General features: G+C 35.0%; 42 protein-coding genes and 1 pseudogene. 39 read left to right on the forward strand and 4 right to left on the reverse strand.

Annotation, left to right across the window (positions count from 1 at the left end):
* Positions 1–13 precede the first annotated feature (13 nt).
* Complete coding sequence (gene glnA / locus BAMA_RS20525; protein WP_034643038.1) at positions 14–1,348, forward strand: type I glutamate--ammonia ligase; 1,335 nt, start codon at positions 14–16, stop codon at positions 1,346–1,348.
* A gap of 120 nt (positions 1,349–1,468) precedes the next feature.
* Here glnA and BAMA_RS20530 read toward each other — a convergent pair whose 3' ends face one another.
* Positions 1,469–2,614: a tyrosine-type recombinase/integrase gene (locus BAMA_RS20530; RefSeq protein ID WP_034643040.1), complete on the reverse strand. Its 1,146-nt coding sequence runs from the start codon at positions 2,612–2,614 to the stop codon at positions 1,469–1,471.
* A gap of 175 nt (positions 2,615–2,789) precedes the next feature.
* On the opposite strand from BAMA_RS20530, the gene BAMA_RS20535 reads away from it, so the two are divergent.
* Entirely contained in the window at positions 2,790–2,981 is a 192-nt protein-coding gene (locus BAMA_RS20535) for a hypothetical protein (RefSeq protein ID WP_034643043.1), read from the forward strand.
* 106 nt (positions 2,982–3,087) lie between these two features.
* On the opposite strand, the pseudogene BAMA_RS25680 reads toward BAMA_RS20535, so the two are convergent.
* Positions 3,088–3,420, reverse strand: a pseudogene (locus BAMA_RS25680) (hypothetical protein); the annotation flags it as partial.
* A 426-nt stretch (positions 3,421–3,846) separates the two neighbouring features.
* On the reverse strand, positions 3,847–4,194 hold the full coding sequence (locus tag BAMA_RS20545; RefSeq protein ID WP_034643046.1) for a helix-turn-helix domain-containing protein: 348 nt from the start codon (positions 4,192–4,194) through the stop codon (positions 3,847–3,849).
* 464 nt (positions 4,195–4,658) lie between these two features.
* On the opposite strand from BAMA_RS20545, the gene BAMA_RS20550 reads away from it, so the two are divergent.
* The 3 genes from BAMA_RS20550 (at position 4,659) to BAMA_RS25460 (ending at position 6,259) form a co-directional block, all read left to right on the forward strand.
* Positions 4,659–5,822 carry an AimR family lysis-lysogeny pheromone receptor gene (locus BAMA_RS20550; protein ID WP_034643049.1) on the forward strand — a complete coding sequence of 388 codons (1,164 nt, stop codon included), beginning with the start codon at positions 4,659–4,661 and terminating at the stop codon, positions 5,820–5,822.
* 6 nt (positions 5,823–5,828) lie between these two features.
* Complete coding sequence (locus BAMA_RS25010) at positions 5,829–5,978, forward strand: hypothetical protein (RefSeq protein WP_200874707.1); 150 nt, start codon at positions 5,829–5,831, stop codon at positions 5,976–5,978.
* 152 nt (positions 5,979–6,130) lie between these two features.
* On the forward strand, positions 6,131–6,259 hold the full coding sequence (locus BAMA_RS25460) for a hypothetical protein (RefSeq protein ID WP_265182758.1): 129 nt from the start codon (positions 6,131–6,133) through the stop codon (positions 6,257–6,259).
* A 36-nt stretch (positions 6,260–6,295) separates the two neighbouring features.
* Here the strand turns inward: BAMA_RS25460 and BAMA_RS20555 are convergent, their stop codons facing one another.
* Positions 6,296–6,646: a helix-turn-helix domain-containing protein gene (locus BAMA_RS20555; protein ID WP_034643052.1), complete on the reverse strand. Its 351-nt coding sequence runs from the start codon at positions 6,644–6,646 to the stop codon at positions 6,296–6,298.
* A 209-nt stretch (positions 6,647–6,855) separates the two neighbouring features.
* Here BAMA_RS20555 and BAMA_RS20560 point away from each other — a divergent pair, with 209 nt between their 5' ends.
* From BAMA_RS20560 to BAMA_RS20715, 34 genes are all read left to right on the forward strand, one after another.
* Entirely contained in the window at positions 6,856–7,008 is a 153-nt protein-coding gene (locus BAMA_RS20560; RefSeq protein ID WP_235184491.1) for a helix-turn-helix transcriptional regulator, read from the forward strand.
* Between the two features lie 41 nt (positions 7,009–7,049).
* Positions 7,050–7,727: a Rha family transcriptional regulator gene (locus BAMA_RS20565; protein WP_034643056.1), complete on the forward strand. Its 678-nt coding sequence runs from the start codon at positions 7,050–7,052 to the stop codon at positions 7,725–7,727.
* A gap of 25 nt (positions 7,728–7,752) precedes the next feature.
* Complete coding sequence (locus tag BAMA_RS20570) at positions 7,753–8,016, forward strand: group-specific protein (RefSeq protein WP_034643058.1); 264 nt, start codon at positions 7,753–7,755, stop codon at positions 8,014–8,016.
* A 10-nt stretch (positions 8,017–8,026) separates the two neighbouring features.
* Positions 8,027–8,230 (forward strand): hypothetical protein, encoded by a 204-nt coding sequence (locus BAMA_RS20575; protein WP_034643060.1) that lies wholly within the window; start codon positions 8,027–8,029, stop codon positions 8,228–8,230.
* On the forward strand, positions 8,193–8,498 hold the full coding sequence (locus BAMA_RS20580; protein WP_034643063.1) for a hypothetical protein: 306 nt from the start codon (positions 8,193–8,195) through the stop codon (positions 8,496–8,498). Before BAMA_RS20575 ends, BAMA_RS20580 begins: the two co-directional genes overlap by 38 nt.
* 96 nt (positions 8,499–8,594) lie before the next feature.
* The gene (locus BAMA_RS20585; protein WP_034643066.1) at positions 8,595–9,473 is read left to right on the forward strand and encodes a phage replisome organizer N-terminal domain-containing protein; all 879 of its coding nucleotides are present in this window, start codon (positions 8,595–8,597) and stop codon (positions 9,471–9,473) included.
* A complete protein-coding gene (locus tag BAMA_RS20590; protein ID WP_034643068.1) occupies positions 9,415–10,278 on the forward strand; it encodes an ATP-binding protein in 864 nt (287 codons plus the stop codon). Before BAMA_RS20585 ends, BAMA_RS20590 begins: the two co-directional genes overlap by 59 nt.
* 1 nt (position 10,279) lies before the next feature.
* Positions 10,280–10,474: a hypothetical protein gene (locus BAMA_RS20595; RefSeq protein ID WP_034643070.1), complete on the forward strand. Its 195-nt coding sequence runs from the start codon at positions 10,280–10,282 to the stop codon at positions 10,472–10,474.
* Positions 10,475–10,492: 18 nt separating this feature from the next.
* Positions 10,493–10,783 carry an AbrB/MazE/SpoVT family DNA-binding domain-containing protein gene (locus BAMA_RS20600; RefSeq protein ID WP_034643072.1) on the forward strand — a complete coding sequence of 97 codons (291 nt, stop codon included), beginning with the start codon at positions 10,493–10,495 and terminating at the stop codon, positions 10,781–10,783.
* On the forward strand, positions 10,768–11,127 hold the full coding sequence (locus BAMA_RS20605; RefSeq protein ID WP_034643135.1) for a hypothetical protein: 360 nt from the start codon (positions 10,768–10,770) through the stop codon (positions 11,125–11,127). The genes BAMA_RS20600 and BAMA_RS20605 overlap by 16 nt, the downstream gene beginning before the upstream one ends.
* Positions 11,128–11,139: 12 nt before the next feature.
* Entirely contained in the window at positions 11,140–11,304 is a 165-nt protein-coding gene (locus tag BAMA_RS24240; RefSeq protein WP_034643075.1) for a DUF3954 domain-containing protein, read from the forward strand.
* 256 nt (positions 11,305–11,560) lie between these two features.
* The gene (locus tag BAMA_RS25685; protein WP_415782849.1) at positions 11,561–11,806 is read left to right on the forward strand and encodes a helix-turn-helix domain containing protein; all 246 of its coding nucleotides are present in this window, start codon (positions 11,561–11,563) and stop codon (positions 11,804–11,806) included.
* 26 nt (positions 11,807–11,832) lie between these two features.
* Positions 11,833–11,964 (forward strand): DUF3983 domain-containing protein, encoded by a 132-nt coding sequence (locus tag BAMA_RS24245; RefSeq protein WP_084158078.1) that lies wholly within the window; start codon positions 11,833–11,835, stop codon positions 11,962–11,964.
* 1 nt (position 11,965) lies between these two features.
* A complete protein-coding gene (locus BAMA_RS20620; RefSeq protein ID WP_034643081.1) occupies positions 11,966–12,502 on the forward strand; it encodes a dUTP diphosphatase in 537 nt (178 codons plus the stop codon).
* A 39-nt stretch (positions 12,503–12,541) separates the two neighbouring features.
* Positions 12,542–12,817, forward strand: coding sequence for a hypothetical protein (locus BAMA_RS20625; protein ID WP_034643082.1), 276 nt, complete (start codon positions 12,542–12,544; stop codon positions 12,815–12,817).
* 330 nt (positions 12,818–13,147) lie between these two features.
* Complete coding sequence (locus BAMA_RS20630) at positions 13,148–13,447, forward strand: hypothetical protein (protein WP_034643086.1); 300 nt, start codon at positions 13,148–13,150, stop codon at positions 13,445–13,447.
* A gap of 35 nt (positions 13,448–13,482) precedes the next feature.
* On the forward strand, positions 13,483–13,881 hold the full coding sequence (locus BAMA_RS20635; protein ID WP_034643089.1) for a hypothetical protein: 399 nt from the start codon (positions 13,483–13,485) through the stop codon (positions 13,879–13,881).
* Between the two features lie 37 nt (positions 13,882–13,918).
* Positions 13,919–14,083: a hypothetical protein gene (locus BAMA_RS25015; RefSeq protein WP_200874708.1), complete on the forward strand. Its 165-nt coding sequence runs from the start codon at positions 13,919–13,921 to the stop codon at positions 14,081–14,083.
* 38 nt (positions 14,084–14,121) lie between these two features.
* A complete protein-coding gene (locus BAMA_RS20640) occupies positions 14,122–14,415 on the forward strand; it encodes a hypothetical protein (RefSeq protein ID WP_034643091.1) in 294 nt (97 codons plus the stop codon).
* Between the two features lie 28 nt (positions 14,416–14,443).
* Complete coding sequence (locus tag BAMA_RS20645; RefSeq protein ID WP_034643093.1) at positions 14,444–14,776, forward strand: hypothetical protein; 333 nt, start codon at positions 14,444–14,446, stop codon at positions 14,774–14,776.
* A gap of 814 nt (positions 14,777–15,590) precedes the next feature.
* Positions 15,591–15,917, forward strand: coding sequence for a hypothetical protein (locus BAMA_RS20650; protein ID WP_034643096.1), 327 nt, complete (start codon positions 15,591–15,593; stop codon positions 15,915–15,917).
* A 16-nt stretch (positions 15,918–15,933) separates the two neighbouring features.
* Entirely contained in the window at positions 15,934–16,317 is a 384-nt protein-coding gene (locus BAMA_RS20655; RefSeq protein ID WP_034643098.1) for a DUF1653 domain-containing protein, read from the forward strand.
* Between the two features lie 123 nt (positions 16,318–16,440).
* Entirely contained in the window at positions 16,441–16,617 is a 177-nt protein-coding gene (locus tag BAMA_RS25020; RefSeq protein WP_034643101.1) for a hypothetical protein, read from the forward strand.
* Between the two features lie 26 nt (positions 16,618–16,643).
* The gene (locus BAMA_RS20665) at positions 16,644–17,114 is read left to right on the forward strand and encodes an ArpU family phage packaging/lysis transcriptional regulator (protein ID WP_034643103.1); all 471 of its coding nucleotides are present in this window, start codon (positions 16,644–16,646) and stop codon (positions 17,112–17,114) included.
* Positions 17,111–17,653 carry a tyrosine-type recombinase/integrase gene (locus BAMA_RS20670; RefSeq protein WP_034643104.1) on the forward strand — a complete coding sequence of 181 codons (543 nt, stop codon included), beginning with the start codon at positions 17,111–17,113 and terminating at the stop codon, positions 17,651–17,653. Before BAMA_RS20665 ends, BAMA_RS20670 begins: the two co-directional genes overlap by 4 nt.
* A 204-nt stretch (positions 17,654–17,857) precedes the next feature.
* Positions 17,858–18,670 carry a hypothetical protein gene (locus BAMA_RS20675; protein ID WP_034643106.1) on the forward strand — a complete coding sequence of 271 codons (813 nt, stop codon included), beginning with the start codon at positions 17,858–17,860 and terminating at the stop codon, positions 18,668–18,670.
* A gap of 377 nt (positions 18,671–19,047) precedes the next feature.
* Positions 19,048–19,431 carry a hypothetical protein gene (locus BAMA_RS20680; RefSeq protein ID WP_235184489.1) on the forward strand — a complete coding sequence of 128 codons (384 nt, stop codon included), beginning with the start codon at positions 19,048–19,050 and terminating at the stop codon, positions 19,429–19,431.
* 14 nt (positions 19,432–19,445) lie between these two features.
* Positions 19,446–19,790: an HNH endonuclease gene (locus BAMA_RS20685; RefSeq protein ID WP_034643109.1), complete on the forward strand. Its 345-nt coding sequence runs from the start codon at positions 19,446–19,448 to the stop codon at positions 19,788–19,790.
* Between the two features lie 122 nt (positions 19,791–19,912).
* Positions 19,913–20,260, forward strand: a complete 348-nt coding sequence (locus BAMA_RS20690; protein ID WP_034643113.1) for a hypothetical protein — start codon at positions 19,913–19,915, stop codon at positions 20,258–20,260.
* Positions 20,232–22,013 carry a terminase large subunit gene (locus tag BAMA_RS20695; RefSeq protein ID WP_034643116.1) on the forward strand — a complete coding sequence of 594 codons (1,782 nt, stop codon included), beginning with the start codon at positions 20,232–20,234 and terminating at the stop codon, positions 22,011–22,013. Before BAMA_RS20690 ends, BAMA_RS20695 begins: the two co-directional genes overlap by 29 nt.
* Before the next feature lie 27 nt (positions 22,014–22,040).
* Positions 22,041–23,249 carry a phage portal protein gene (locus BAMA_RS20700; protein ID WP_034643119.1) on the forward strand — a complete coding sequence of 403 codons (1,209 nt, stop codon included), beginning with the start codon at positions 22,041–22,043 and terminating at the stop codon, positions 23,247–23,249.
* A 479-nt stretch (positions 23,250–23,728) separates the two neighbouring features.
* A complete protein-coding gene (locus BAMA_RS20705; protein ID WP_051759043.1) occupies positions 23,729–24,457 on the forward strand; it encodes a head maturation protease, ClpP-related in 729 nt (242 codons plus the stop codon).
* Positions 24,454–25,644, forward strand: coding sequence for a phage major capsid protein (locus BAMA_RS20710; protein WP_034643123.1), 1,191 nt, complete (start codon positions 24,454–24,456; stop codon positions 25,642–25,644). The genes BAMA_RS20705 and BAMA_RS20710 overlap by 4 nt, the downstream gene beginning before the upstream one ends.
* A gap of 41 nt (positions 25,645–25,685) precedes the next feature.
* Positions 25,686–25,925 (forward strand): hypothetical protein, encoded by a 240-nt coding sequence (locus BAMA_RS20715; RefSeq protein ID WP_034643126.1) that lies wholly within the window; start codon positions 25,686–25,688, stop codon positions 25,923–25,925.
* Positions 25,926–25,994: the final 69 nt, after the last annotated feature.

Genomic DNA, 25,994 nt, shown 5'->3' on the forward strand with positions numbered 1-25,994 from the left:
GAGGAATTGGAAAATGGCAAAGTATACGAAAGAAGATATTTTCCGCTTGGCGAAAGAAGAGAATGTAAAGTACATCCGTCTGCAATTTACGGATTTATTAGGAATTATTAAAAACGTAGAAATTCCAGTAAGTCAGTTAACAAAAGCGTTAGACAATAAAATGATGTTTGATGGATCTTCTATTGAAGGATTTGTTCGTATTGAAGAGTCAGATATGTACTTATATCCAGACTTAGATACGTGGGTAGTATTCCCATGGACAGCTGAGAAAGGGAAAGTAGCTCGTTTAATTTGCGACATTTACAAAGCTGACGGTACTCCGTTTGAAGGTGACCCACGTAACAACTTAAAACGTGTATTAAAAGAAATGGAAGAGTTAGGATTTACAGATTTCAACCTTGGACCAGAACCAGAGTTCTTCTTGTTCAAAGTTGATGAAAAAGGAAATCCAACATTAGAATTAAACGATAACGGTGGATACTTCGACCTTGCGCCGATGGATCTAGGGGAAAACTGTCGTCGTGATATCGTTCTTGAGCTGGAAGAGATGGGCTTTGAAATTGAAGCTTCTCATCATGAAGTAGCACCAGGACAACATGAAATTGACTTCAAATATGCAGGAGCACTTCGCTCATGTGATGATATTCAAACGTTTAAGCTTGTTGTAAAAACAATTGCTCGTAAACATGGCTTACATGCAACGTTTATGCCAAAACCGTTGTTCGGAGTAAACGGTTCTGGTATGCACTGTAACTTATCTCTATTTAACAATGGAGAGAACGTATTCTTCGATCCAAACGGAGACTTACAATTAAGTGATGATGCACGTCATTTTATCGCAGGTATTTTAAAGCATGCACCAGCATTTACAGCGGTAGCAAACCCAACTGTAAACTCGTATAAGCGTTTAGTTCCTGGCTATGAAGCACCGTGTTACGTAGCATGGTCTGCACAAAACCGTAGCCCATTAGTACGTATTCCAGCATCTCGCGGCGTAAGTACACGTGTAGAAGTACGTAGTGTTGACCCAGCTGCAAATCCATACTTAGTAATGGCTACATTACTAGCAGCAGGTCTTGATGGAATTAAAAATAAATTAGCAGTACCACCTGCAGTAGACCGTAACATTTACGTGATGACAAAAGAAGAGCGCGAGCAATCGGGTATCGTTGACTTACCAGCAACATTAGCTCAAGCATTAGTAACATTACAATCTAACGAAGTAGTTTGCGCTGCTTTAGGAGACCACTTACTTGAGCACTTCGTAGAAGCGAAAGAAATCGAGTGGGATATGTTCCGAACGCAAGTTCACCAATGGGAACGCGATCAATATATGACTCTTTATTAAGAGTGAAAAGCCTTGATACAACTGGTATCAAGGCTTTTTTATGTTTGTGGGTAAAACACTTTTTTGTTTCTTAGTGCTAATACACCCACAAAACACCCACAAAAAAATCCAAAAGTCATCCTACCCCAAAATATTATTCATATATGTTTCAAATTCGGAGATGGAATCTTTATCAATTTTATCACTAATGTGTGAGTAAACGTTTGATGTGATTTCAATTCTTTTATGACCTAGTCTTTCTTGAATGTACTTCATGCTCGCCCCAGATTCTAATAAAAGTACTGCATGAGTGTGCCGAAGTGAATGAATCTCTAGCTTTGGTAAATTAACTTTGTTGAGAATTCTTGAAAAAGCATTGAATAATGTAGACTTCGGTAAAAAGCTACCATCTGTTTTTGTGAATACCAAATCTAAATCGTGTTTATATGACTCTTGGAGAACAAGCTTATTCTCATTTTGCCACTTTTTATGAGCTTTTAAATCATCCATAAATGGCTGAGGAACTGAAATGGTACGTCTTGAAGTAAATGTCTTTGTGTCACCAAATAAATCCTCACCTGGCTTCGCTTGAAAATCGAGTGTTTTAGTAATCTTTATTGTTTGTTCTTTAAAATCGATGTCACTCCATTGAATTGCTGCAGCTTCACCTTTACGCATTCCAGTATTGATAAGTGCTTTAAAAAAGATATAATAGATATAATTATATTGATAAGCTGTTTTTAGAAAAAGAGGGATGTCTTCGGTGCGCATATACTTAAGACCTTCCTCTTCTTTTTTATTTTTATTGGATATAATTACATCTTCACAAGGGTTGTCCGTTATTTTTTTTAGGCTCACAGCTTTTTTCATAGCATTGTACATTGTTGTGTGAACAATTTGAACGGTACGCTTACTATATCCTTTGTCTGTAAGGTAATTAAGGAAATTTTGATACATCATTGGCTTGACTTCATCTAAACTTATATTCTTAAAATACGGTATGATGTGTTTCTCAATATTCCTCTGATGTAATACTAAAGTGTTTTTTCTTACGTTATTCTCTTTAAATAACTTCAGCCAATCCTGAAGAAAATATTTGAGTGATACAGGTACATCGTCAATCTCTAGTCCATTCAATATTTTCTTTTCTTCTTCAGCCGCAGCGAGCTGTGCTTCTTTTTTCTTTTTGAATCCGCGTTTAGATTTCTCTTTGAACTTCCCTGTGAATGGGTCTCTATATTTAATACGATACTCCCATCCGTTTTTGTGTTCTCGGAAACTCGCCATTTCAAACCCTCCTTGTTAAACATATTAGTTTAGTTAACAACAAAAAGTGGGACATGTTGTTATTATTTGAATAATAGCATGTTGAACCAATTAATGTAAAAGGAAATTATTACGAATGTAGAACGTTTGTGCTATAATGTTTGTATATTCTAAAAATAGAAAGGGGTAGAAAGTAATGATTGAATTCACAAAAGAACCAGGAGGGCATAAAGTGTCTGACCCTGGTGGTAGTAAGGTACTTGATCCTGGAGGGAGTGGATGGAAAGTGTTAAATGGTCCAGGTGGTGGAATGGGAAGACATTCTGACTCTGAAGGAATGAAAATAGAAAACAAACCTGGCGGTGGCGGTTGGGATATTACCCAGTAAGAACCTAGAACAGGAATTTAAAAAAGAGCCGATTGGCTCTTTTTATTTTTCTATTATAGCTTTCAGTACTTCCCGTTTTCTACATAATCCCCCGTGCCTTGGTTTATCATTTTAATCTTTTCTCAATTTCAAGTGATGGGAAATAATCACCCAATTCATTTGTTTCCTTTTCAGTACGGTTCATACTAATACTTCCTATGTTAGTATACGTAACAGTTAATGTTTGCCAACCTTCATGGTTTAATAACTCATCTGATAATTGACTGTATCGACTAACTGCCATATCCTTAGCAGAAACTAGTTCGTTGGATGCTAATACAATAGTTGCTTTTATTTCATCATTTTCAACAGAAACGTCATTTAAAGTGTCATTTTCCCCAATAGAATAATCCTCAATAATTTCTTTCACTTTATCAACTTGAATTTGCTGTTGCGATTGATCTGTCCCTGCGGTTGCCTCTGTTTCTTGTTTTAATTTTGTGTCTAATTCCTCCTGAGTAGGTCCATTTTCTTGGGGTTTTTCAGCTGGTTTATTGTTTACTTCTTTCTTTTCTTCTTTTTTAACTTCTTCAGCAATCTTTTCTTTTGTTTTCACTTCGTCACTAGATGCTTCTTCACTACTTCCGCAAGCAACCAGAGTAAATAAAGTGCCACAAACTAAAGCTGCTAGCAATCTCTTGCTCATTCTTTTCCCCTCCAGAATTTAATTATGTAAGACTCGGGGACAATCATAGCAAATAAGTTTTGCATAATTTGTCAATACTTGTCGAAAATAAAAAGAAAAAGAGACAAATATAGTCTCTTCAACGTTTTTCCATATTGTGAAAATTTTTCTTATGGAAATTGGTAAAGTTTTCTTCTACAATCAAGGTAACTCGTCTATTGTGTCGCCTAGGAACTTCACAAAATAATCGAGTCGTTGGCAGAAGAGCTCTCGTTGTTGCTCATTTAACGCTGCATACGTTCTTTGGACACCAACGAGAGTATTATGTAATGTTTCATCTTCAAACACTTCTGTACGTCCAATAAGTACATCTAATGACACATCGAAAAATACCGAAAGTTCTAACAAGGTGGTGAGGTCTGGCTCAGAAAAGCCATTTTCATAGTTGTTTATTCGACTACGACTCACACCAATTTGATGAGCCAAGTCTTCTTGTCGCAACGAATGAGTGTTTCTTAAATGTTTTAGAGTTTCGCCAAAGTTTTTCATGCTTATAGTATAGCTGTAGATATATTCATATACTATAAATGATAGATTTTATGTCAAAATAAAAAAATGATAGTTATACGGTTATCAAATGAGAACTTGTGTTCTAATTTGTGGTTACATGTGGTAAAATGAAATTGCAAGATTATTGTAAGAAGTCATCAGGTTATCATCATAATATGATAGAATGTTCTGGGAAAACTTTCTCAACATTTTTACAACAATTCTAATCAGAAAGTTTTGAAATCTCATGGTACAATTGTAAAAAAACGGACGTAAAAAGACCCGCGGTGTAAGTAGTGCTGACACACCCTTACACTGTCTCCCTAAGCACCTAGGGGAACATTGTCGCGAATCTCATACATAATTATACCACACCTCAGACTGCTAGTGACACGTTTTCCTTTAATTGTAATTCTCTGGGGTTAACGTGTCTTTTTGTTGTCCAAACAAGGAGGACAAATATTGTGCAAAAAGTGTTAAACAAGCTTTCAGACGATATGAATGCAAGGAATATCAATCGTAACAAGCTATCTGAAAAGGTAGGGATTGATAGTGCGACTCTCTCTCGATTTTTAAGAGGTAAACATCAAATGTTGTTCAATAAATATGGAGAAATCCTTAAAGAAGTATATCCTGACGATGTTAATACTAGAAGGGAATTCTGCCGAGCATACTCTAAGGTTTTAAAAAGACCGGGCAATAAAAAAAATGCTATGTATTACTTATTGTCTCATGGAGAATTGAATATTTTAAGCAAACTAGTTACAAGTGAAAAGAACACAAATAATTGTGAATGGGCCGTTGTTTGTGAGTTGCTATATTTAAGATATAGTGGAGAAATTTCAGGAGACGCATTGTTAAAGAAATTAAATGAAGAAATCAAAAAATTTAAAACTAAGACGTTAGAAATGGAAATCTTGTGTGGCATAGTAATGCTACATGTAAGATATGACCAAGAGAATTACAAAGAGATGAATAAACTTTCTGACGAACTTATCGAAAAAACTGTAAATATAAAAGATGAATATATACGAGATTTCCTTGAGTTTAAAATACAGGAAGTAATTGTTTATGGTCTTTTGACATGTGGAGAAATTGATAAAATGAGAAAATGTTGTTATGAGATTATTAAGGACATTAACTCGGAAAAGTATTTTCCAGTTTTTAGAGTAACAGCTTATGGTGTACTTGGACAATCCTTCATGTTTACTGATTTCAACAAAGCTTTATTCTACTTGGAGGAGGCTATAAAGGTAATCGACAAAGGTCCAGGGATGCAAATTCAAGCAAGAAAAAACATGTTTTTGAATACAATCGACTTCTTGAAAATCTATTGGAAAGTTGATCTATACAGCATAAACCCAATTACAAAATCAGAAAGAGCATATCTAGAGGTACAAAAAGGTAATAACGAAAAAGCGATTGCTATTTTAATGGAGATACTTCAAGAAAATAAAAAGCTAGATGCATATGAGACGTTTTACTTAGGTCTTGCGAAAGGTAATGATGTCAAGATATTAAGTGAATCCTTGGATTTATTTGAGCGTTCGCAAAATATTTTTTATTCTTTTTTGCCTAAGAAACACCTAGGCATAATGTCCCATAAATGCTATAATTTAGTAGGGTGATGACAAATGAAAAAAATTTTATCGCTAATCACAAGCGTAGCATTAACCGGAGTTATTTTGTTCGCTCCTGCTGACAAACAAGAGCAACCTAAACAATTGGCTAAGGAAGCTCCGATCACATTGTTTTCGAATGTAGGACCTGGAACTGGAGTCTAATTGAATAATAAATTATGTAGAATGGCGTCTTCTAAATCAGAAGACGTCATTCGTCATTTTTAGGGTCATTGAACTTTTTAGAGGATGTATACAAAAGTTCAATGATTGTGAAATGTTCACAAACTTTACGGGACATATGGGAGGAAAAAGAGATGACAAAAGAGCAATTAGCACAAGCAGCTGCGAAAGTGGGATTAAAAGTATTGGGGACAACGAGTTCAGGGGATATTTTTAAAATTTGTCTTGATGGATCATATAAAGAAGAGAAAGTAAAAGCATAAAAAAGAAGACTGCCGTATGAGGTAGTCTTCTTTTTATTAATCCTCTTTTTTATTTTGGTGGTAATTAACAAACATCTCTAGTTGCTCCCATGCCTTTTTACGTTCTTCTTCTGGAAGGTTTTCTATTAATGCCATTATATTCTTTCCTTCTTCAGTGACAATTGTATATTCTTCTTCAGTAAGTTCTGGATCATCCGATCTACCCAGTAAAAAATCTGTTGTAACACCAAAATAATCTGCTATGTTCTCTAAAGTTTCACGTCCTGGTGATTTTTTTCCTTTTTCAAAATACGAGATAGCCATTTTTGATACGCCTATGGCATCGCCTAATTGCTCTTGAGTTATTCGTTTACTTTTCCTTAGTTCTCTAATCTTATCCCCTATCACTATTAACGTCCCCTTCACTCTAAAAAGTGTTTGTAATTATACCATAAAGTATAAAGTAAACAGTGCGTTTACCACAAGAGGGAAATTTTTATGATTTTTATAAAAAAGGGGTTGAAATAAACTATAGGTTTACTTTATAATGAAATCAACGGCAACGGAAGGAGTGGTAGAAATTGCTGAAGCTAAAAGAAAAACGATTAGAAAAAGGGATGTCTTGCGAAGATGTTGCCAATATAGTTGGTATTACGAAAATGCATTACTGGTACATTGAAAATGAAAAACGAACCTTGAAAATAGACTTAGCACAAAAAATTGCAGAAGCTCTTGAGGAAGATCCGAAAGAACTTTTTTTTAACAGTTAAAGTAAACCTGTGATTTACTTTTAAAAGGGGGAAGTAAACCAATGAACGAATTAAAAGTTTTCAACAAAAACGGTCAATTATTAGTAGAAAGTCGAGAAGTAGCCGAAATGGTGGATAAACGTCACGCTGATCTATTAAGAAGTATCGAGAATTACATACAAGTTTTAGAAAACGCAAAATTGCGTTCTCAAGATTTCTTCATTGAAACGAATTATACAACTGAAGGTAACAATAAAGTCTATAAAAATTACCTTCTTACTAGAAAAGGTTGCGATATGGTAGCAAACAAGTTAACTGGAGAAAAAGGAGTTCTTTTCACAGCAGCATACGTTACAAGGTTTGAGGAAATGGAAAATGTATTAAAGCAACGAAATTTACAAGCTCCAACAAACCCATTCGATCAGATACAATTGCTTGCATTAGGTACAACACAGCTCAATGAACGAGTTGAACAGCTAGAGCAAACAGTAAATGAACGTATGACAGTAGATTACAGTCAGCAACAAGCAATTCGAAATGCCCTTAGTCGTCGAGTGTACAAGCTATGGGATGACGGTACAGTTAATCAAGTCGTACACGATAGCAAAAAAAAATTGTTCGCAGCCGCATGGAAAGATGTGAAAGCAGCGTTTGCAGTAAATAGTTACTGTAACATTCGCCAAAGAGACTTTAATGAAGCAATCTCTTACATAAGTGCTTGGCGACCACGATTAGTATAACAAGAAATTATAGGAGGTAAGACCCATGATTAGTATTCAAATTGATGAGCAAGAAGTAAGGGAAATGTATCTGGAAAAAGTTGAAGAGAAAATCAAAGAAGTTGAGGTTGATCTTGTATTTTGGGATACAAATGAATTAAAAAGAAGAACTTGCCTTTCATGGGGTACCATTCAAAAAGAATTTTTCTTTGATCCTCGTTTTCCGAAGTATAAAGTTGGTGCCAAATGGTTATTTCCGGCGCAGGAAACCAAAAAATTCTTACTTGAATGGTTATCAGAACAAAGATAGGAGGAATGAAATGGACCCGGAAAATTCACTAAGCTTATTCATTTTTGTGGTAGCGGTGGTGTCAGTTTTGGGTGTGGTAACAATTGTATGCAATTTTATAGGACGTATTTTGGACGAGCATGATCGTCTGGAAGAAGAGAATAAAAAATTAAGAATGAGAAAGGGGAATTTACGTTATGAGTTTATCCCGTCAGGTTTTAGAAAGGGACACTAAGAAACTTGAAATAGTGGAGGAGTTTATAGAATATGGCGAATCACAACAAAAACTAGCTTTACAAGAAAATAATCAGAAACAATTCGAAACTTGGGTAAAAGAAGTACGCTTAGCGCGAAGAGAAAAGGCTTCATTATATCGAGAAAAAGAAAAATATGATGAGGAAAGTGAACGTATTCGAAAGATGATTCTAGACTTACAAATTCGCGGTGTGAAAGTAGAAATGGTTCGTCGTGCACATTATCCGGTTTTGGAGAGAGTGATGTGACTAGTTGGTCAAAAGAATAAAAAAGAACCCACTGCAATGGGTCCTTAACAAAAAATAACTTATGTATATAATAACACGGAAAGTGAGGAAACGATAGTGTCTGAAGTACAAGTGAAGTGGATCAAGCTTTCTACAACAATGTTTGAGGATGAGAAAATCCGTCTTATCGAAAGTATGCCCGAAGCAGATACATTATTAATTATATGGGTAAAACTGCTAGCTCAAGCTGGAAAGATAAATGCTAGTGGATATATTTTTCTTAATGAGAATATTCCATATACAGAGGAAATGCTTGCAGCGCTTTTTAATAGACCACTTAATACAGTCCGAATGGCATTAAGTACATTTGAAAAGTTTGGGATGATTCATATTGATGAAAATCATTATATTAACGTTATAAATTGGGGTAAACATCAAAGTTTAGAAAAATTAGAGCAAATAAGAGAAGGGAACAACTTGCGTAAACGAAAGCAAAGAGCAAAAGAGAAACAAAAGAAATTAGAGATGTCACGTGACAGTCACGTGACACGTCACAAGGATGTCACGGACATAGATAAAGATTTAGATAAAGATATAGATAAAGAAGTAAAGAAAGAGAGTAGTCCTGAAGAATCTCAGGACAACACTCAAAATGAATCAATTCCTTATCAAGAAATTGTAGATTATTTAAATTCTCAAGCTCAAACAAATTACAGACATACATCCAAAAAAACACGTGAAGTAATACAAGCTAGATGGAAAGAGGGGTTTGATTTATTAGATTTCAAAAAGGTAATCGATATAAAAACATCTCAGTGGCTTGATAATCCAGACTTCAGTATATATCTAAGACCAATAACATTGTTCGGAACTAAATTTGAGGGTTACTTAAACGAAAAGTCAGTACGAAAAGGTGTAATTAAAGGAGGTTCTAATGATGCAAGCAATGGCAAAGATAGTAGCTTCATCAAAAAATATGATTTCTCAAAACGCTAGCCAACGTTATGTGCTATCAGCTAATAGATGTAAAAACGTATTTATAGTTGGAAAAGACAAGTTTAAAGATGTTTGTAGTAAACGGATGTTGATTGATACAGAAACAAATGAGGAGTTCTGTCCACAATGCAAATCAGTGGAAAGTGAAGATCAAAGGTTAGCTAAAGAGACATTAGCGATTAAAAAGAAAAATGAAGTTATTCATCTGTATGATTCGTTTGCAGATAACAGTTTGATTAATGACAAGTTAAAGAAGGCTACTTTTGATAATTATGTACCACCTACAAAAGAGCTAGCGAATGCTAAAGAAATAATTATGAACTTCGTTACAACTTATAACAAAGAAGAACCAACAAGCATGATTATTACTGGAAATTATGGAGTGGGTAAGAGTCATTTATGTGTAGCAGCTACAAAAGAACTTATGAAAAAGGGACATAGTGCAATGTTTATTCAAATGAATAAGCTTTTCACGAAAATTAAGTCTACATGGAGCAGGAACAGTGAATTAACAGAGGATAAGCTTATGACAATTCTTGCGAAAGTGGATGTTCTTATTATTGATGATTTCGGAGCAGAGTTTACAGAAAAAGATAAAGAGGGCGTTACTTGGCAACAAACCAAGACCAATGAGATTGTAGATAGCCGAATTGGTAAAAGTACACTATTTACAACGAATTTTAATATAGATGAATTAGCAGAAATGTACGGCGAAAGAGATTTTAGTAGGATGATGGAAAATGCAGAGTTACTTGAAATGTATGGTGATAACTACAGATTAAGAAACTTTAAAAGGAGTGAGTGAAATGTGTCAAGTTTGCAATAACACGGGAATTATTCGTAAAGAGACATATCCAGGTGTAATTGAAACGAGTGGTTGTACTTGTGAAGTAGCGCAGCAGCAAGAGGCAACGTATTGGGATCGTTGGAATAAATGGGTGGATTACTTTGAATCAAAAGTACGTGAAATGGAATTGAAAAAACAGCAACAGGCTAGTTGAAAATAAGGGGGAGAAACCGTGAAGGATACAGGGATTGTAAGAGAAGTGGACAAGCTAGGGCGTGTAGTTATTCCAGTTGAAATGCGTAGAACATTAGGTCTGAGTGTAGGAACAGCAATGGAGATTCATGCTGTTAATGGAAACATCGTACTAAAGAAGCATGAAAAAGCTTGCTTGGTAACAGGTAAGATTGCAAAAGAAAACTTTGTATTATTAGATGGTCGAATGGTTCTTAGCACGGAAGGAGCGGAAGTCTTGCTTGATCTCATTACAAAACAAGGGGAAGAAAAAGGATGGCTAAACAATTAAACATTTTCGATGTAGAACCGAATATTTTACAGTTTGATGTGAATAAAGCCAAGGTCAAGCAAGGGAGAGGGAAGGTTGCATATGCTGATGTACGTGTATTAGTTCCCCGTACGGCAAAGTGTACAGATGAGTTACCGCCTTCAACCAAACAAGATGATAGATATGATGATTTCGAGGAGCATGCGATTGCTATATGGCGTTTCCATCGTGCATGGGATGAACAATTTACATGGGAAGCAGCTGAAGAATTGTGTAAAGCAGCAAGAGATCGTAAGGAAGCGATTCCTGTAAGAGTATATTTAGGGGACTTTTCTCCTACTAATGTAGTTGAATATCTGGGATAGGGAGATGCGTCTATGAGAGCTGAGATTGACGTTACCAAAAATAGAATCTACGTAGTGAAAGAAGGTCGGGTCATTTCTGTAGAACCGCCAGCAAGTGGATTTGGAGAGCAAGTTGCTGTTTGGATTAATGGGAAAGTAGACCGCGTAGATACAAAGAATACTGAAAAGATAAAATAATCAATCTTCTGGTGAGGGAGAGAGAAGAATGACAGCTTTACAGATACATGTTGCTTTGGAAGATGTTAATTTCTTATGGGACCAAAGAGATGTAATGAGTTTTCGGGATATGTGGAACAGTGGTGTCAGTATTGCAAGGATGTCAAAAGAGTTTAAGAGAAAGCAAATAGACCTTGCTGTACTGGTACTGGATCAAGTAGATACCTATAGGATAGGAGCAAGGAACAAGGGGTTAGGAGAAATAAAAGAGGAATTCATAAGAAATAAAAGTGAGTATGAATGGCCCTTAACTTTATACATTGCTTTAGAGGAAGCCAACTTTCTGTGGAATAAAAATGAAATGGTCCGGTTCCATGAAATGTGGAAGAAAAGATTGGATATTAGAAAAATGGCACAAGAATTGAAACGTCATCAAATTGAGATTGCCATGCTTGTATTAGACCAATTCGGTTTAACAGGTATGCTGAACGGTATTCAAGGTAGTTCAGAAAGTGTAGCTTAAAGACGAAAAAGTGAGGGGATGCTAGTATGCCGAAGTTAAAGAAAAAGAAAATGAGGAAAGCATTGAAACGTCGTGCAAAAGCAGTTGACAACTATCAGTTTGCAAAGGCATTTAGAAATATTTTCGTTAGATCTGGAATTGTGGAAGGGGAGAAATAAAATGATAAACAAAGCAATCGATTTATCAGAACTGTTTCAAATGCAAAAGGTACTTGATGATGATATTAAAGTGAAACATAAAGAAAATTATAAACGTCATGATGCGATGTATAACAAAGTGTTTGCTTTAAAAAATGAAGTGAATGAAGCATGGAATACAACAAATGCTTTTAAGATGTGGTCGGAAAAATTTGAACAACCGAAAGAATCCTTCTTAGAGGAAATGGTAGACATTCTTCACTTTTGGTTATCTGTTGCAATGGACTTTAAATTACAAAAACAGTTACAGATTATTAAGATTCCAAAGCACAAAGTAAATTGCTTTAATAAAGCGTTTTATCATATCGATAAGAACGTAAATCATTTGGTCGGAAAAGTAGAGTATAAAGATTCGCAAGGTGCGAAAAATCCATTGCTAATCATTATGGATGTGTTTTTAAAAATTATTGAACGTGCTGGATTTACATGGGATGACGTTGTGGCTATGTATAAGGAAAAGAATGAAGAGAATTTTAAACGATTGGCATCAGGATATTGAAAATGTCATTACAATTTTTTAGAAAAAGGAGAATGTAAAATGTCTATATTAAAAGAGATATATTCTAAATTTCCTAAGGTGATTCAAAATGAATTTGATAGAAATGGTGTTCGTTTAGAGGCTAAAATTTATAACTTTTTTACTGAAGAAAAAGATGATGGTGAGGAAAAATATATGATTTATTATATTGAATCGACTACTAGGTTATTTGAAATAGTATATTATCCAAAGTCTGAATTGTGCTTATACAACTCTATGACTAAATTTTCGATTCAAAAGATTAAGGATCAAGGTGGTAGCAATTATGAAAAATAGTAAACAAGAATGTCCAAAATGTAATAAATTAGTTGTTACTTTCTATAAGCCATCATGGGAACACGAAGGTCCATATCTATGCTATTGGTGTAATAAAAGACGAATTAAAGAAGAAAAGCAATCCTAAAAAAGCATAATACAATTTGAATTTTGTAGAGAAATGGGGTAATAGAAGATGCTTAATGGATTAGGTGAAGAAGTTTTAAAAATTATGTTGTCAATCCTTGGATTTGGACTCACAACTTTTTTAATCGGTATTGGAGTGGGTTGGATTATTTGGGCGTAAGTTTTATAACCAAAGCGTTATTCGGTAGAAAAGGAGAATGAAAGATGAGTGAGCGATTAAATGAAATTAAAGAGAATATCACTGAAATTGCTTGTACAGTTTTAATTATAAAGAGCGATTACGATTGGTTAATTGAACAAGTAGAGGAAAAAGAGCAAACAGATACTGTGTATATCGTTATGAGAGAGGAAGACGATGGAACAACACGTCCGTATAGATCTTATAAGACATGCGAAAGAGCATCCGAAGCAGCGAATAGTCTGACTAAAATGTATGCAGAAGAGGAAGATGACATAAATGGCGGGTGTAGATTTTATGTAGAGTCACTTTATTTAGAAGGTTAAAACCATACAAAATAGTTAATTTGGAGGGGAACGGAATGAAGATCACAGTGAATGAGCAAACACAACGATTTTATCTAGCGTGTGATAAATGGGAGCCTGTAGTGGGCCATGAAATTAAAGTAGGGAAATATCGTTTTTGTGCAATCCCGTTAAGTGATTCTATTAATATTTCGGAAGTAACATCAGGTATACATGCTATAAGCATTCCGATTGATTCGAGGATTTTGATGGCAACAAGTACTAAGGAAGATACAATGAGGGTTTTAGCAAAAGTTGGTGAAGGTTTAAGACGAATCCTTGAGAGACAAAGCAATTTAGATGAATCACTTGCAAAAAAGAAAAAGATAGCATTTGAGCGCTTGGGAGAAATGCCACCAATTGAAAACGTTGATACGGATTGGATATTTGAAGAGGAAAGTGAAGTTGTACATTAAGTGATTAAATCATTATTTAAGAAATGGGGAATGAGAGATGAACACAGTAACGGTTAATATTCACGCAACAATAATCAAAGGAGCATTAAAAGGAGTATCCGGTAGAGTTGTAGGGTTCGATAGCGAAATGGATATAGTAAGTATCGAAGTTGATGAGAATACATGGATTGAAACAAAATCGAACTATATTAAGCAAAATTAAGACAAAATCCTTATTTGAATAGAGAGGGAGAATGAGAGATGCGGTATGCAAGAGGAAAGCAATTAGCATTGTATGTGTGTAAAGCAGCTAATGAAGATTACAAACGTTTCAAAAAAATGAGGGGCGCTATTGGAAACATGACTATAAAGGAAAATAGAATGTCGCTTCCTTACTGTAGTAGATTAGATCCAACATTTAGATGGGAAAGAGGATTAAATGCTAAAAATGTGGTTACAAATCTAATTTTCTTTCGGCGAAAAAGCGGAGAATTAACGGTCCGATTAGCTAAAGAATCTACACAAAAGTTAATAAAACAGGGATGGATTAAATAAATTTGTTATTTGAAAGAAAGGTGATTCTTTGTACAAGCTATATTTTCAGTTTGATAATGGAGAAATTGTAAAGCCGTATTCAGAAACGATTCCGCCATTTGTAGCGGTTTTAGATTGGAAGTTTCAAGTTAAAGAAATAAGAACATGCTTTGCAACACATGTCATCGATCTTAGAGGTGGTTGGAGATTCGTTGAAAGTCAGTTAGAGGAAGAAAAAGGGTATTGGGAAGATCTTCCTCATATAAAGAAATCTTTTAAAAAATACTTATTGAAGAATATATTCAGTCTGTTGTTTAAGAAACATGATGTATATACCGATCGGATTAATGATAAACGTTTTATATATATTAAATTCTTATAAAAACGCTATTTGAAAATGAAAAAGCCCTAACTATACGGGGGGAGTTAGGGCGTCTTAAAGGGGAATCTTCAAGAGAGAATAATTTGACTGACTTAATTAGGGTAACATATATTCAAAAGAATAGATATATGTTAATTGTTAAGGTTTTGTAAATGTTAGACGACTGATGAGTATAAAAATTTCATTTTAATACAAAAAAGAGCGCTCAATAAGAACGCTCTTCCAAGAAAAAGACTGCCATAAAATAGAGGTAAGGGTAGAATCCCTCGATATTAATATATACAAAAACAATATTAAAAGTGTGGACAAGGTGACTTTAAATAAAAAAAAAGGCGAGTTTTAACTCGCCTTTGACCAAAGATATGCCCGATATTTAGCAGTACGACTTAGTACAAAGGTTTACAATTCTCAATTAGTATATGCGAAGTAAGTGAAAATGTGAAAGAGCAGCTAGCAAAAGCTAACTGCTCCGTACCAGAGAGTGGTAAATCATACATCGCTCCTACTCCTATTGTAAAGGCAGTGCAGTTATAGTATGTACAACAAATGAAATATTATGCAGAAGAAAAGAGCATCTTCGAAAAATGCTCTTTGAGTAGGTGACTATCTTTACAACATTGTTCAAGGGTAAACAAGGAGTGAAAAGATTTAATATAACATATGCAAAATTAATGAAAAGGTGAAACATAAAAGAGCAGCTAGCAAAAGCTAACTGCTCAACTGTAAGGAAACTAATAGTATGTTGCCATGGCTGTACGACATGGCACAGTTATAGTATGTGCGGATTTGAAAATATTATGCGGAGGGATGAGAGATGCTTATTAAACCAGAAGCAAAACAATTAACACGTTTTTGGATTCCAATGAATCACTTAGGATTTCGTACTCAGAAAATAGTAGAAGGTGAATATATAGGTGAGCATAACGGGGTGCACTTAATGATCTATTTTAACGAAGAGTTATGTATGCACGTTGTATCTGAAGCGACTACTGGTTATGGTATCGTAAATTCATTTAATCCGCAGTTTGCGATTAAGAAAGCAAAGAGAAGAATCGATACAAATAAAGAACGTGTTGATTTATGGATAAATGCAACCAATGCAAAGTTTGGAGCATTGAATGACATAATTTCAGTGAAGTAATGTGGAGGGATGAGAGATGGAATTCAAAGGTGAGTTAGTTTTAGTGCAAAAAGAAGATGGTAGTTTGCAATATAGAGATGATCTAAGTCATATGTGGTGTGCTTGTGGGAAGGGAGCTAATAACTATTTTCCTGAAAATCTAGATATATATCAATTCCAATGTGAGAAATGCGCTCATGGAAAAAGAGAAGTGATTGAAGGTAGTTACTATGAACACTACAAAGGTGGAATGTATCAAGTAGTAATGATTGCTACAGCTGAATGGGATTCAAGTGATCTTGTAATTTACAAGGATGAACAAGGTAAGGTATGGGCTAGAGATTTAAAAGTATTTACTGGCCACAAAACACTTGAAGATGGAGAATGTGTAAAACGTTTCAAGAGAGTAATTGAAAACTGAACAAAATAATCCTTTGAATATAGTCCGGCTAGAAAACTAGAGGACACCATTCATTAGAACAGTAACTTTTACTGTCCTGTGAGTGGTGTCCTTTTTATTTTGCAAAAGGGAGATGTGGGGGAAATGAAAGCATTCAAGGAACAATTGCAGGAATGGAAAAAGCAATCGAATCAACCGAAAAAGAAGAAACGGAAAAAGAAAAAACGTAAGGAGCAGCTGAGTAGAAGGGATATTGAAAATTTAATGGGGATGCATGGTCCAAGATATGAAAGAAGACGCGGAGCTTTAAGACAAAAATAGAATTAATAAATAAGGAGGGCTTTACTATGAAAAAGCAGTTATTTTTTAATATGCCAGTTGTAGATTCAAAGGAAACTAAAAAAGCGGTTGAAGAGGTACTAGAAAACTACCGTGAATGCTTAAGTACATTGCCGAATGATATTATGCCGAAAGTTACTACGTCTTTTTCAGAAGTTCCTCCAACTTTTACAAATGAGTTTAATAGTTCAACTGAAAATGTTGCGCTTGAACGTATTGAATTAGAACAAGAAAGAGACGAGTATATGAACTGGGTAATTAATGGTGTCAATAATTTAAAACCGGATGAAAGATTCATTATTTTCAAGGGATATATGGAAGAGGAACCGGAAACAGATTTAAATATTTGGTTGGAGTTGGGTGTTGGGAAAACAAAATTTTACAAGCTAAAAGGTTCGGCTCTTTTACGATTAGCTTTTAATCTCAAAGTAGAAGTGTATAAGAAAGCAACGAAACAAAAAGAGGTGAAGAAAGCATGAATATTGTTCAACCAATTCGTGATAAAGAAACGATTCAAGAGATAAAAGAATTCTTCAAGGAGCAGAGTGAACGAAATTACATTCTGTTCCTTCTCGGCATTAATACAGGTTTACGAATTTCAGATATTCTTCGCTTACGTGTTAAGGATGTTGAAGGGTGGAATATCTATATTCGTGAAAAGAAAACAAAGAAGATTAAAGAAGTAAAAATGCCATCTGAACTGAAGAGAGCAATAAAAGACTATATAAAAGAAAAGGAGCCAAATGAATTTCTCATCAAAAGTCGTAATGGGAAGAACAAACCTCTTACTAGGTCAATGGCTTATGTAATTTTGAATCAAGCAGCAAAAGAGTTTGGTTTAGAACGTATTGGTACACATTCACTTAGAAAGACATACGGCTATCATCATTATAAGCAGTTTAAAGATGTGGTTGTATTGCAACGTATGTTGAACCATACCGATCAGAAGGAAACGTTAAGGTATGTTGGAATCGAACAAGATACCTTAAATGATTATCAAGAGAAGTTTAGAATCTAAGCTTTTATTTTTTTGTGAATTATAGAATTAGCTAAAAAAGAAACATGTCAAATTCATTTTCGAAAATTGCTGTAAAGCTTGCTATATCTAAGGGGAAGCGGTGGGGGTTAATTCAACACACTCTAGTTTATAGTGAATTCAAAAATTTCTAATTATGTTAAACTGATATAGAAGGATAAATAATAGAAAAGGGGACTAGAAATTATGGAATTCCATCAAACCGAAATTAAAAGAGCAATAAGAGATTTTGAAAAGACGATTTATTCGTTACAATCTGCTGGGTATGAAATTTATTCAGCAAGAGTAAAGGAATTAATTAATTTAGTTACACAAAATAAGGTGCTAAGTTACATTATTAATCCTTATCTTCTTACGAATGTGGATTTTGATTATATTGAAAATGTAGGAGTAACTGGTCGGTTTGATTTAAGGTTGCCAGAGGATAAAGACTTACAAATAGCTTATGTATTCCAACTTATGAAACGTGCAACAGATGAGAATTTTAGTGTTGAAGATTATGCTTTTCGTATTTTCGCTTCCAGTAGAATCAGTGACAACATTAGCCAATGGAATTATCAAATTCTTTTTCCTTGTTTAGAAAATTTAAAAGATAAGCTTAGTGATTTAATTGAAGATGAAGTTGAGGGGAAAGATAAAGTAAGTGCAGCATCGTTGCAAATTATCAACTACGGAAGTATAACTGCTAAAAACGGAAACGTTGCATTAGGACAAGTCATAACTCAAACGTTATCTACAGGCGAGTTGTCTAATGATATTATCAAAAAAGCATTAGAACAAGGGATTATTAGTGAAGAACAAGTTGAAACTGTATCAACTATTACAGATGAAATTGAAACTGAATTGCAGCAAGGTGAACCTTCGCTAGGGAAATTGGAACAATTAGCTGGTCATTTATATGATATTGGATCCAAAGGATTGCTGGGTTTAACAACAAGTATAATTACGGATACTAAATGGATTGAAGCTGTAAATACGTTTCTTTTTGGGTTAATTTAAATTTCCATTGGATTTTTGCGAACTATTTGCGAACTATTTGCGAACGAATTTGATTTTTAGGCATGTTATATTTGTATTGTGAGAAGTGGCGGAAAACGCTTCTTACAAAGATTCTTTTAACGTATTCTTGTCTTGGACGGCTCTGGGTATGTCTTTTTATTTTCAAACATTAAATCCGTATCCGGCAATGGTGTTGATTAAATAACCATTGAAAAGCAGGAGAGCTTTTGCTCTTCTCTCAGTTACTTGGTGGAAGGTAAGACAGGTGGCTGAGAGAAGAATGAAACTTCACATACCATATGTAAACTACAAAAAAGAATGGCGTTAAATGTAAGCATCCGATGAGGGTGCTTTTTATTTTGAGAGGAGGAAGAAGGATGTCTACTAATTGTAAGGGCTATAACTTAATCGACGAACAGATTCATATGTTACGTCTCATTTTAGAAAACAGTTCAACAAAGGGCATGGCTATTTGTTCGTGTGACATAGATAGAGTACTTAGTATGAATGAGGGTTACGACCAGGCAAGGAAAGAACATGATCATTTACTATCTATCACACTATCAGACATCAACGCTGTACCAGTTGTACATTACAAAGGTAAGCAAGTAGATAAGAAGATAAGGGTTAGCTTTGATTGGAAGACAAACAACAATTGTAAATCAGGTTCTTACATTCACATCGAACACATGGAACCTGAAGAGAAACTAATCAATACAAAGATCATACAGCACAATCATCCTATTGTGATTAAGGAGTGAAGTGATGATGAACTATGGTTAACCACAAACAGTATGACAAGTATAGACGCAACAAAGAAGCAAAGAAGTTCTATGATAGTAAAGCTTGGCGAGACTGTAGGAAGTTAGCGTTGATACGTGACAACTATCTCTGCCAGGAATGTTTAAAATATGATTCTATTATTCCTGCTGATATGGTTCATCACATAAAAGAGCGTACTGATCATCCAGAACTTGCGCTTACTTTGGATAACTTAGTTAGCTTATGCAACGCGTGTCATAACAAAGAACATCCTGAAAAGGGTGGAGGAAAGAAAAGTAAGAAGCAAAAACGAAGGGTTCCGGTTGTAAAGGTAAGGGCAAACAAGGAGTTAACATAGCCCCCCTACCTTTAAAGTTATTTTTTAAATCTCTCCAGACCGGCGACCCAGAGCTTACGTACCGCGAGTAATTTTTCACATGAGGGGGGGTACCTTTTATGAATAGGGAGGTGGGGTAGTGAATGGCTAAAATTTCAAAGAAAAAACAGGATGAATTAATAGAGCAAGAAATGAACCGTTTACTCGAAATTTTCAAGGATCTTCCAGAAGAAAGGTTAGAATCTGCAAAAAGATTAATTGAACGGGTAGCTTTTATGACAATTACACTTGAAATACTAGAAGATAATATTAAAACAAAAGGACCGACTTACCTGTTTAAACAAGGGTCACAATCCATGCAAGTTGAGAACCCTGCGCAAAAGTCTTATAACACAATGATTAATCGGTATACATCCGCTTATGAAAAATTGTTTAATTTGTTACCTAAAGTAGTGGTTGAAGATGACGACGACGATTTCGACGACTTCTAAGCCATCAGAAATAGCCAAATGGTATAAAAAATGGCGTAGTGAACAGGTAAAGCATTTTTATATTCTTGAAAGACCATCTCCACAATTAAGAACAACTTGGTATGCGGAGCAAGTGGTGAAAGGTAACATAAAAGCAAGTAAGAAAAATATTCTATCTTGCCAGCGACATTTGAATGACTTAGGAAGACAGGGAACAGAAGAGTTTCCTTGGGTATTCGATGAAGAAAAAGCACATCGACCTATCCGCTATATTGAAAAGTTTTGTCGTCCATCAAAAGGGGATTATAAAAGCTTAGTTCTTCAGCCGTGGCAACATTTTGTTATTGGCTCTTTGTATGGATGGGTTCATAAAGATACAGGATACAGGCGCTTTCGTGAGGGCCTTATTTTTATTGGTCGGAAAAACGGAAAAACAACAATGATTTCTGGTTTATCCAATTATGCTGTATCAAAGGATAATGAGCCAGGAGCTCGTGTCTACGTTTTGGCTAATACCAAACAGCAAGCCGGAGAGCTTTTTGATGAAAGTCGTGCAATGGTTCAAAAGTCGCCACGACTTCGAAAACATTTACGAGAAAACCAAAAAGGTATTTTTTATGATAAGACCCATTCAAGGATTGAACCGCGTGCATCCGATAGTAAAAAACTAGATGGATTGAACACTCATCTGGGTATTTTTGATGAAATACACGAATTTAAAAACTTTAAATTAATTAACGTTATCAAAAAATCTCGTGGTGCACGAAAACAACCGATGATTGTCTATATCACTACAGCAGGTTACCAACTTGAAGGACCACTTGTACAATACTACGAAATTGCAACAGATGTTTTGGAAGGTGTTATCGACCAGGATAGAAAGTTCTATTTCATGGCTGAAATGGACAGTATAGATGAAATTGAAAACCCAGAATTATGGATTAAAGCAAATCCTAACATGGGTGTTTCATTGGACCTACCATCTCTTATTGACGATTGGAATACAGACAAGCATACAGAAGCAGAAAAAGCTGATTGGATTACTAAACAATTTAATATTTTTGTGGATAATGATGAAATGTCATTTGTTGGCGTTGAGGTTTTAAAGAGGAATGAAAAATCCGTAGAAATCGAGTCTTTAATTGGTCAAGAATGCATAGGTGGATATGACTTATCATCTTCGGAAGATTTTACGAGTGCTTGCTTAGAGTTTCCTTTAGAAGATAGAAGTGTTTTTGTATTATCTCATAGCTGGGTTCCACAAGCGAAAGTGGATAAGGATAGTGAAGGCATTAACTATAAAGAGTTTGAAAAAAAGGGTTGGCTTACAATTATCCCTGGTGAATATGTGAAATATGAGTACATTTATGATTGGTTTATAGAACATTCCAAGCAGTATTTCATAAAAAAAATTACTTATGATCCAGCAAATGCCTACCGTTTAAATGAAGATTTGAAAGCATACGGATTCGAAACGGAGTCAGTGCGTCAAGGACATTTAACGTTAAGTCCGGCATTAAAAGATGTGAAAGAGTTATTATTAGATGGTAAGGTAATAAGCAATAAAAACCGCTTGTTACGTTGGTATATGAACAATGTGAAGCTTATTGAGGATAGGAATGGTAACTTTTTACCATCCAAACAGAGCAAATATCGAAAAATTGATGGTTTTGCAGCACTTTTAAATGCTCATACAGAAGTAATTCCGATGTTGTCGCAACCACAAGGTGATGGAAATATTTCGTTTGTATCAGTAAATGATCTCTTTAAATAAAAAATGAAATTGAAAGGCGGTGAGAACTTGAATTTGTTTAATCGTTTTAAGGCAGCAGCAAAAGGTGCAGCAGCAGGGTGGAAAGGTAGTATTTATGACTTTTCTTCATGGTTTGGCAGAAAGTTTTGGGGTATCGACAACTCAAAATTAGCTACAAATGAAACGATTTTTAGTGTCATCAGTCGATTATCGAACACCATATCATCACTACCTTTAAAGCTTTATAAAAAATATGACATTGTTATGAACCAAGCAGCTGATGTAGTGATTAATAATCCAAATCAAAACATGACAGGATTTGAATGGATAAACAAACTTGAAGTTTCGAGAAATGAAGCTGGGAATGGATATGCAGCTATTATGCGTGACATTCGAATGCAAGTAGAAGCATTAATACCAATTGATTCAGCTTATGTAACCCCTTTTTTGAATACTGATGATAATAACTTGTGGTATGAAGTACGGGGAATCGGTGGTACTTACTATATACACAATATGAATATGTTTCATGTTAAGCACATCACAGGTGTTTCAAGATGGAAAGGAATTAGTCCTCTTGATGTATTGCGAAACACTTTAGAGTATGACAAGTCGGTACAAGAATTTAGTTTGTCGGAAATGCAGAAGAAGGATAGTTTTATTCTTACTTACAATGCACAGGTTGATGAAAAGAAACGTCAAGAAATTGTGGACGACTTTAAGCGCTTTTATCAAGAAAACGGTGGCATTTTGTTTAGAGAACCAGGTGTAACCATTGAGGGTATTGATCGTAAATATTTTGCATCAGATACGTTAGCATCAGAACGGATTACTCGTTCACGAGTTGCTAACGTTTTTAATGTGCCTGTATCTTTCTTAAATGATACTGAGGGTCAAAGCTATGGTAGTAACGAACAGTTAATGATTCAGTTTGTGCAAATGACTTTAACCCCTATAGTGCGTCAATACGAGCATGAAATGAATCGCAAATTGTTAAATCAAGCTGAGAGAGAAAGTGGCTATTACTTTAAGTTTAATCTCGGTGGTTTGTTAAGAGGAGATACAGCAGCAAGGACCGCGTATTATCAGGCAGCAATTAGGAGTGGATGGTTATCGCAAGATGATATTCGTGAAATGGAAGATAAACCACCTCGTGGTGGGAATGCTTCGAAACTTTGGGTGAGTGGTGACCTATATCCAATTGATATGGATCCAGCTCAACGAAAGTCATCTTTAAAAGGTGGTGATGAAAATTGAAAATAAAAGTTATTTATGGGCCACCTTGTGCGGGTAAATCTACGTATGTTAATGAGAGCATAAGCGATAATGATATACGTTTTGATTATGATTTGATAATGCAATCGATATCTAATCGAAACTCACATGTGTACAGCGATAACCATCTTCCTTATGTGGTGCAATATCGAGAATTAATAATAAGCATGGCTGCAGAAGACGATAAAATGGACACAGCATACATTCTTGCTACTAAAATAACTAATAAACTTCAGGAGGAGTTAGAAGGGAAAAATTCTGAATTTTTGTTGATAGAAACATCAAAAGAACAATGCTATGAAAATCTGAACAATGATGAGACCCGACCAGATAAAGATTTTTGGAAGGAAAAAATCGATTCTTGGTTTGATTGGTATGAGGATTATTTGAAGGAGGTGAAAAATTTGAAAGATGACCATAAGGACAAAAAACAACAAAGTAATAAGTTTTGGGAGATAAAAATGTCTGCTAACAAAAATACAGCAGACATTTTTATTTACGGTGAGATTACAAAATATGCATGGGAAGACTATGGTGAGGTCTCTTCTATCATTTTCAAGAATGAATTAGAAGCTTTGGGTGATGGAATTGAAACTATTAATCTGTACATTAACAGTCCAGGTGGTAGTGTATTTGAAGCAATGGCCATGATTTCTATGTTGCAACGACATCCGGCAGATATTATTTCACATATTGATGGAGTTGCAGCATCTTGTGCATCTGTCTTACCAATGATTTCAAAACGCATTATTATGCCATCTAATTCACTAATGATGATACATCATGCAATGACAGGAGCCTGGGGTAATGCTAAGCAATTACGAAAGGCGGCTGATGATGTAGAGCGTATTAGTAAAGCGATGTGTCAGTATTATTTAGACCGAGCAGGTGACAAGATGTCAGAAGAGACCTTGTCCGAAATGCTCGAGGAAGATACGTGGTTAACAGCTGAACAGTGTTTAGAATTAGGGCTTTGTGATGAAATTGTGGAAGCCAATCAAGCTGTTGCTTACGCGTTTGATGATAAGTGGGCAAAACAATATCAAAATGTTCCAAAACAATTGCTACATTTGCAGTCCTCTACACCAACAATGAGTGTGGATGAAAAGGCATTACGTGAAAAGATTGCTGAAGAAGCAAAAGCTAATGCGGAATATATAAATACAATTTTAGGAGGAATTCATTTATGAAAAAGCAATTTAAATTATCTATCGGTAACTTTCAATTTTTCTCAAAAAATACTTTATTTGAGTTAAAGCAAAACTTAGCTACAATTGGTCAACAATTACAAAAAGTAGAGGGTGAACTTGCTCAAAAGGCTATTGATACAACAGCTACAATGGAGGATATTCAAGCTTTACAGAAGTCTAAACAAGATTTACAAATGCGTTTTAATGTTATTAAAGAACAACATGACAGTATGGAAGCAGAACAAAAAGCACAATTTACATCTCAACAAGGTGTTAACCGTATTGAAGATCCAAAACAAAAAGTAGTTGCGGCTAAGGCAGAGTTAATTCGTGCAGCAATGCGAGAAAAAACAATTTCAACAGATGTACGTCAAGCATTAGGTGATGATGCTACTACAGGCGGTGGAAAGTTTTTACCGAAAACGGTGTCTCAAGACATTATTACAGAGCCAAATGTAAAGAATCCTATTCGTGATATTTCAACATTAACAAATATCACAAATTTAGAGCTTCCTAAATTGTCATTCACTTTAGATAATGATGATTTCATTGCAGATAAAGAAACGGCAAAAGAGTTAAAATCTAGTGGTGATACGGTTTCGTTTGGACGTCACAAATTTAAAGTAATGGCAGGTGTATCTGAAACTATACTAAATGGGTCCGATGCAAACCTTGTCGCTCATGTGGAAAGTGCCCTTAAGTCTGGTGTTGCAGCAAAAGAGAAGAAAGTACAATTTGCAACTACTCCTAAAGCTGGAGAAGAGCATATGAGCTTCTATCAAACAGGTGCTACGGCTATTAAAGCAATAAAAGGTGCTAATTTATATAAGGCAATCAAAGCAGCTATTGCGGACTTACATGAAGATTACCGTGAAAATGCAAAAATTGTTATGTCTTATGTAGATTATTCCGAAATGATTGAGGTTTTAGCAAACGGAAACGCGACATTATATACAGCACAACCAGAGCAAATTTTAGGTAAACCAGTTGTATTTGTGGATGCAGCAACAAAACCTATCGTTGGTGACTTCTCTTATTCACATACAAACTATGATATTGGTGAACTGTTTGAGCGTGATAAAGATGTTAAAACGGGTATCGAACAATTTGTTGTTACTGCCTGGTTCGATCATCAAATTAAATTGAAATCAGCATTCCGAATTGCTGAAGTAGTAGCTACTCCTTAATAAAAGGGTGGCTACTTTTTATGAAAAGGCGGTGAAACTTTATGGCTTACAAAGTGTTGAATGATTTTATAGAAAAGGAACATGATAACACGTTCTATAAAAAAGGGGATATGTACCCGAAAGAAGGATTCAAAGAAATAGCAAGGCGTGTTAAGTTCTTACAATCTATTCACTCGGAATACAACGTTGCTTTTCTTGAAAAGAGTGAGAATGTAACAAAGACAGCTCCAAAAGAGAAGAAGACACAGGGTTCTAAAGCAGAAAAGGACGGTGAATCCTAATGTTGAACCTTGTGAAAAAGAAATTAAGAGTTGATGGGAATGAAGAAGATGAAGATATTCAGCTTCTTA

The sequence above is a fragment of the Bacillus manliponensis genome, from assembly GCF_000712595.1.
GTDB classification, from domain to species: Bacteria; Bacillota; Bacilli; order Bacillales; family Bacillaceae_G; genus Bacillus_A; species Bacillus_A manliponensis.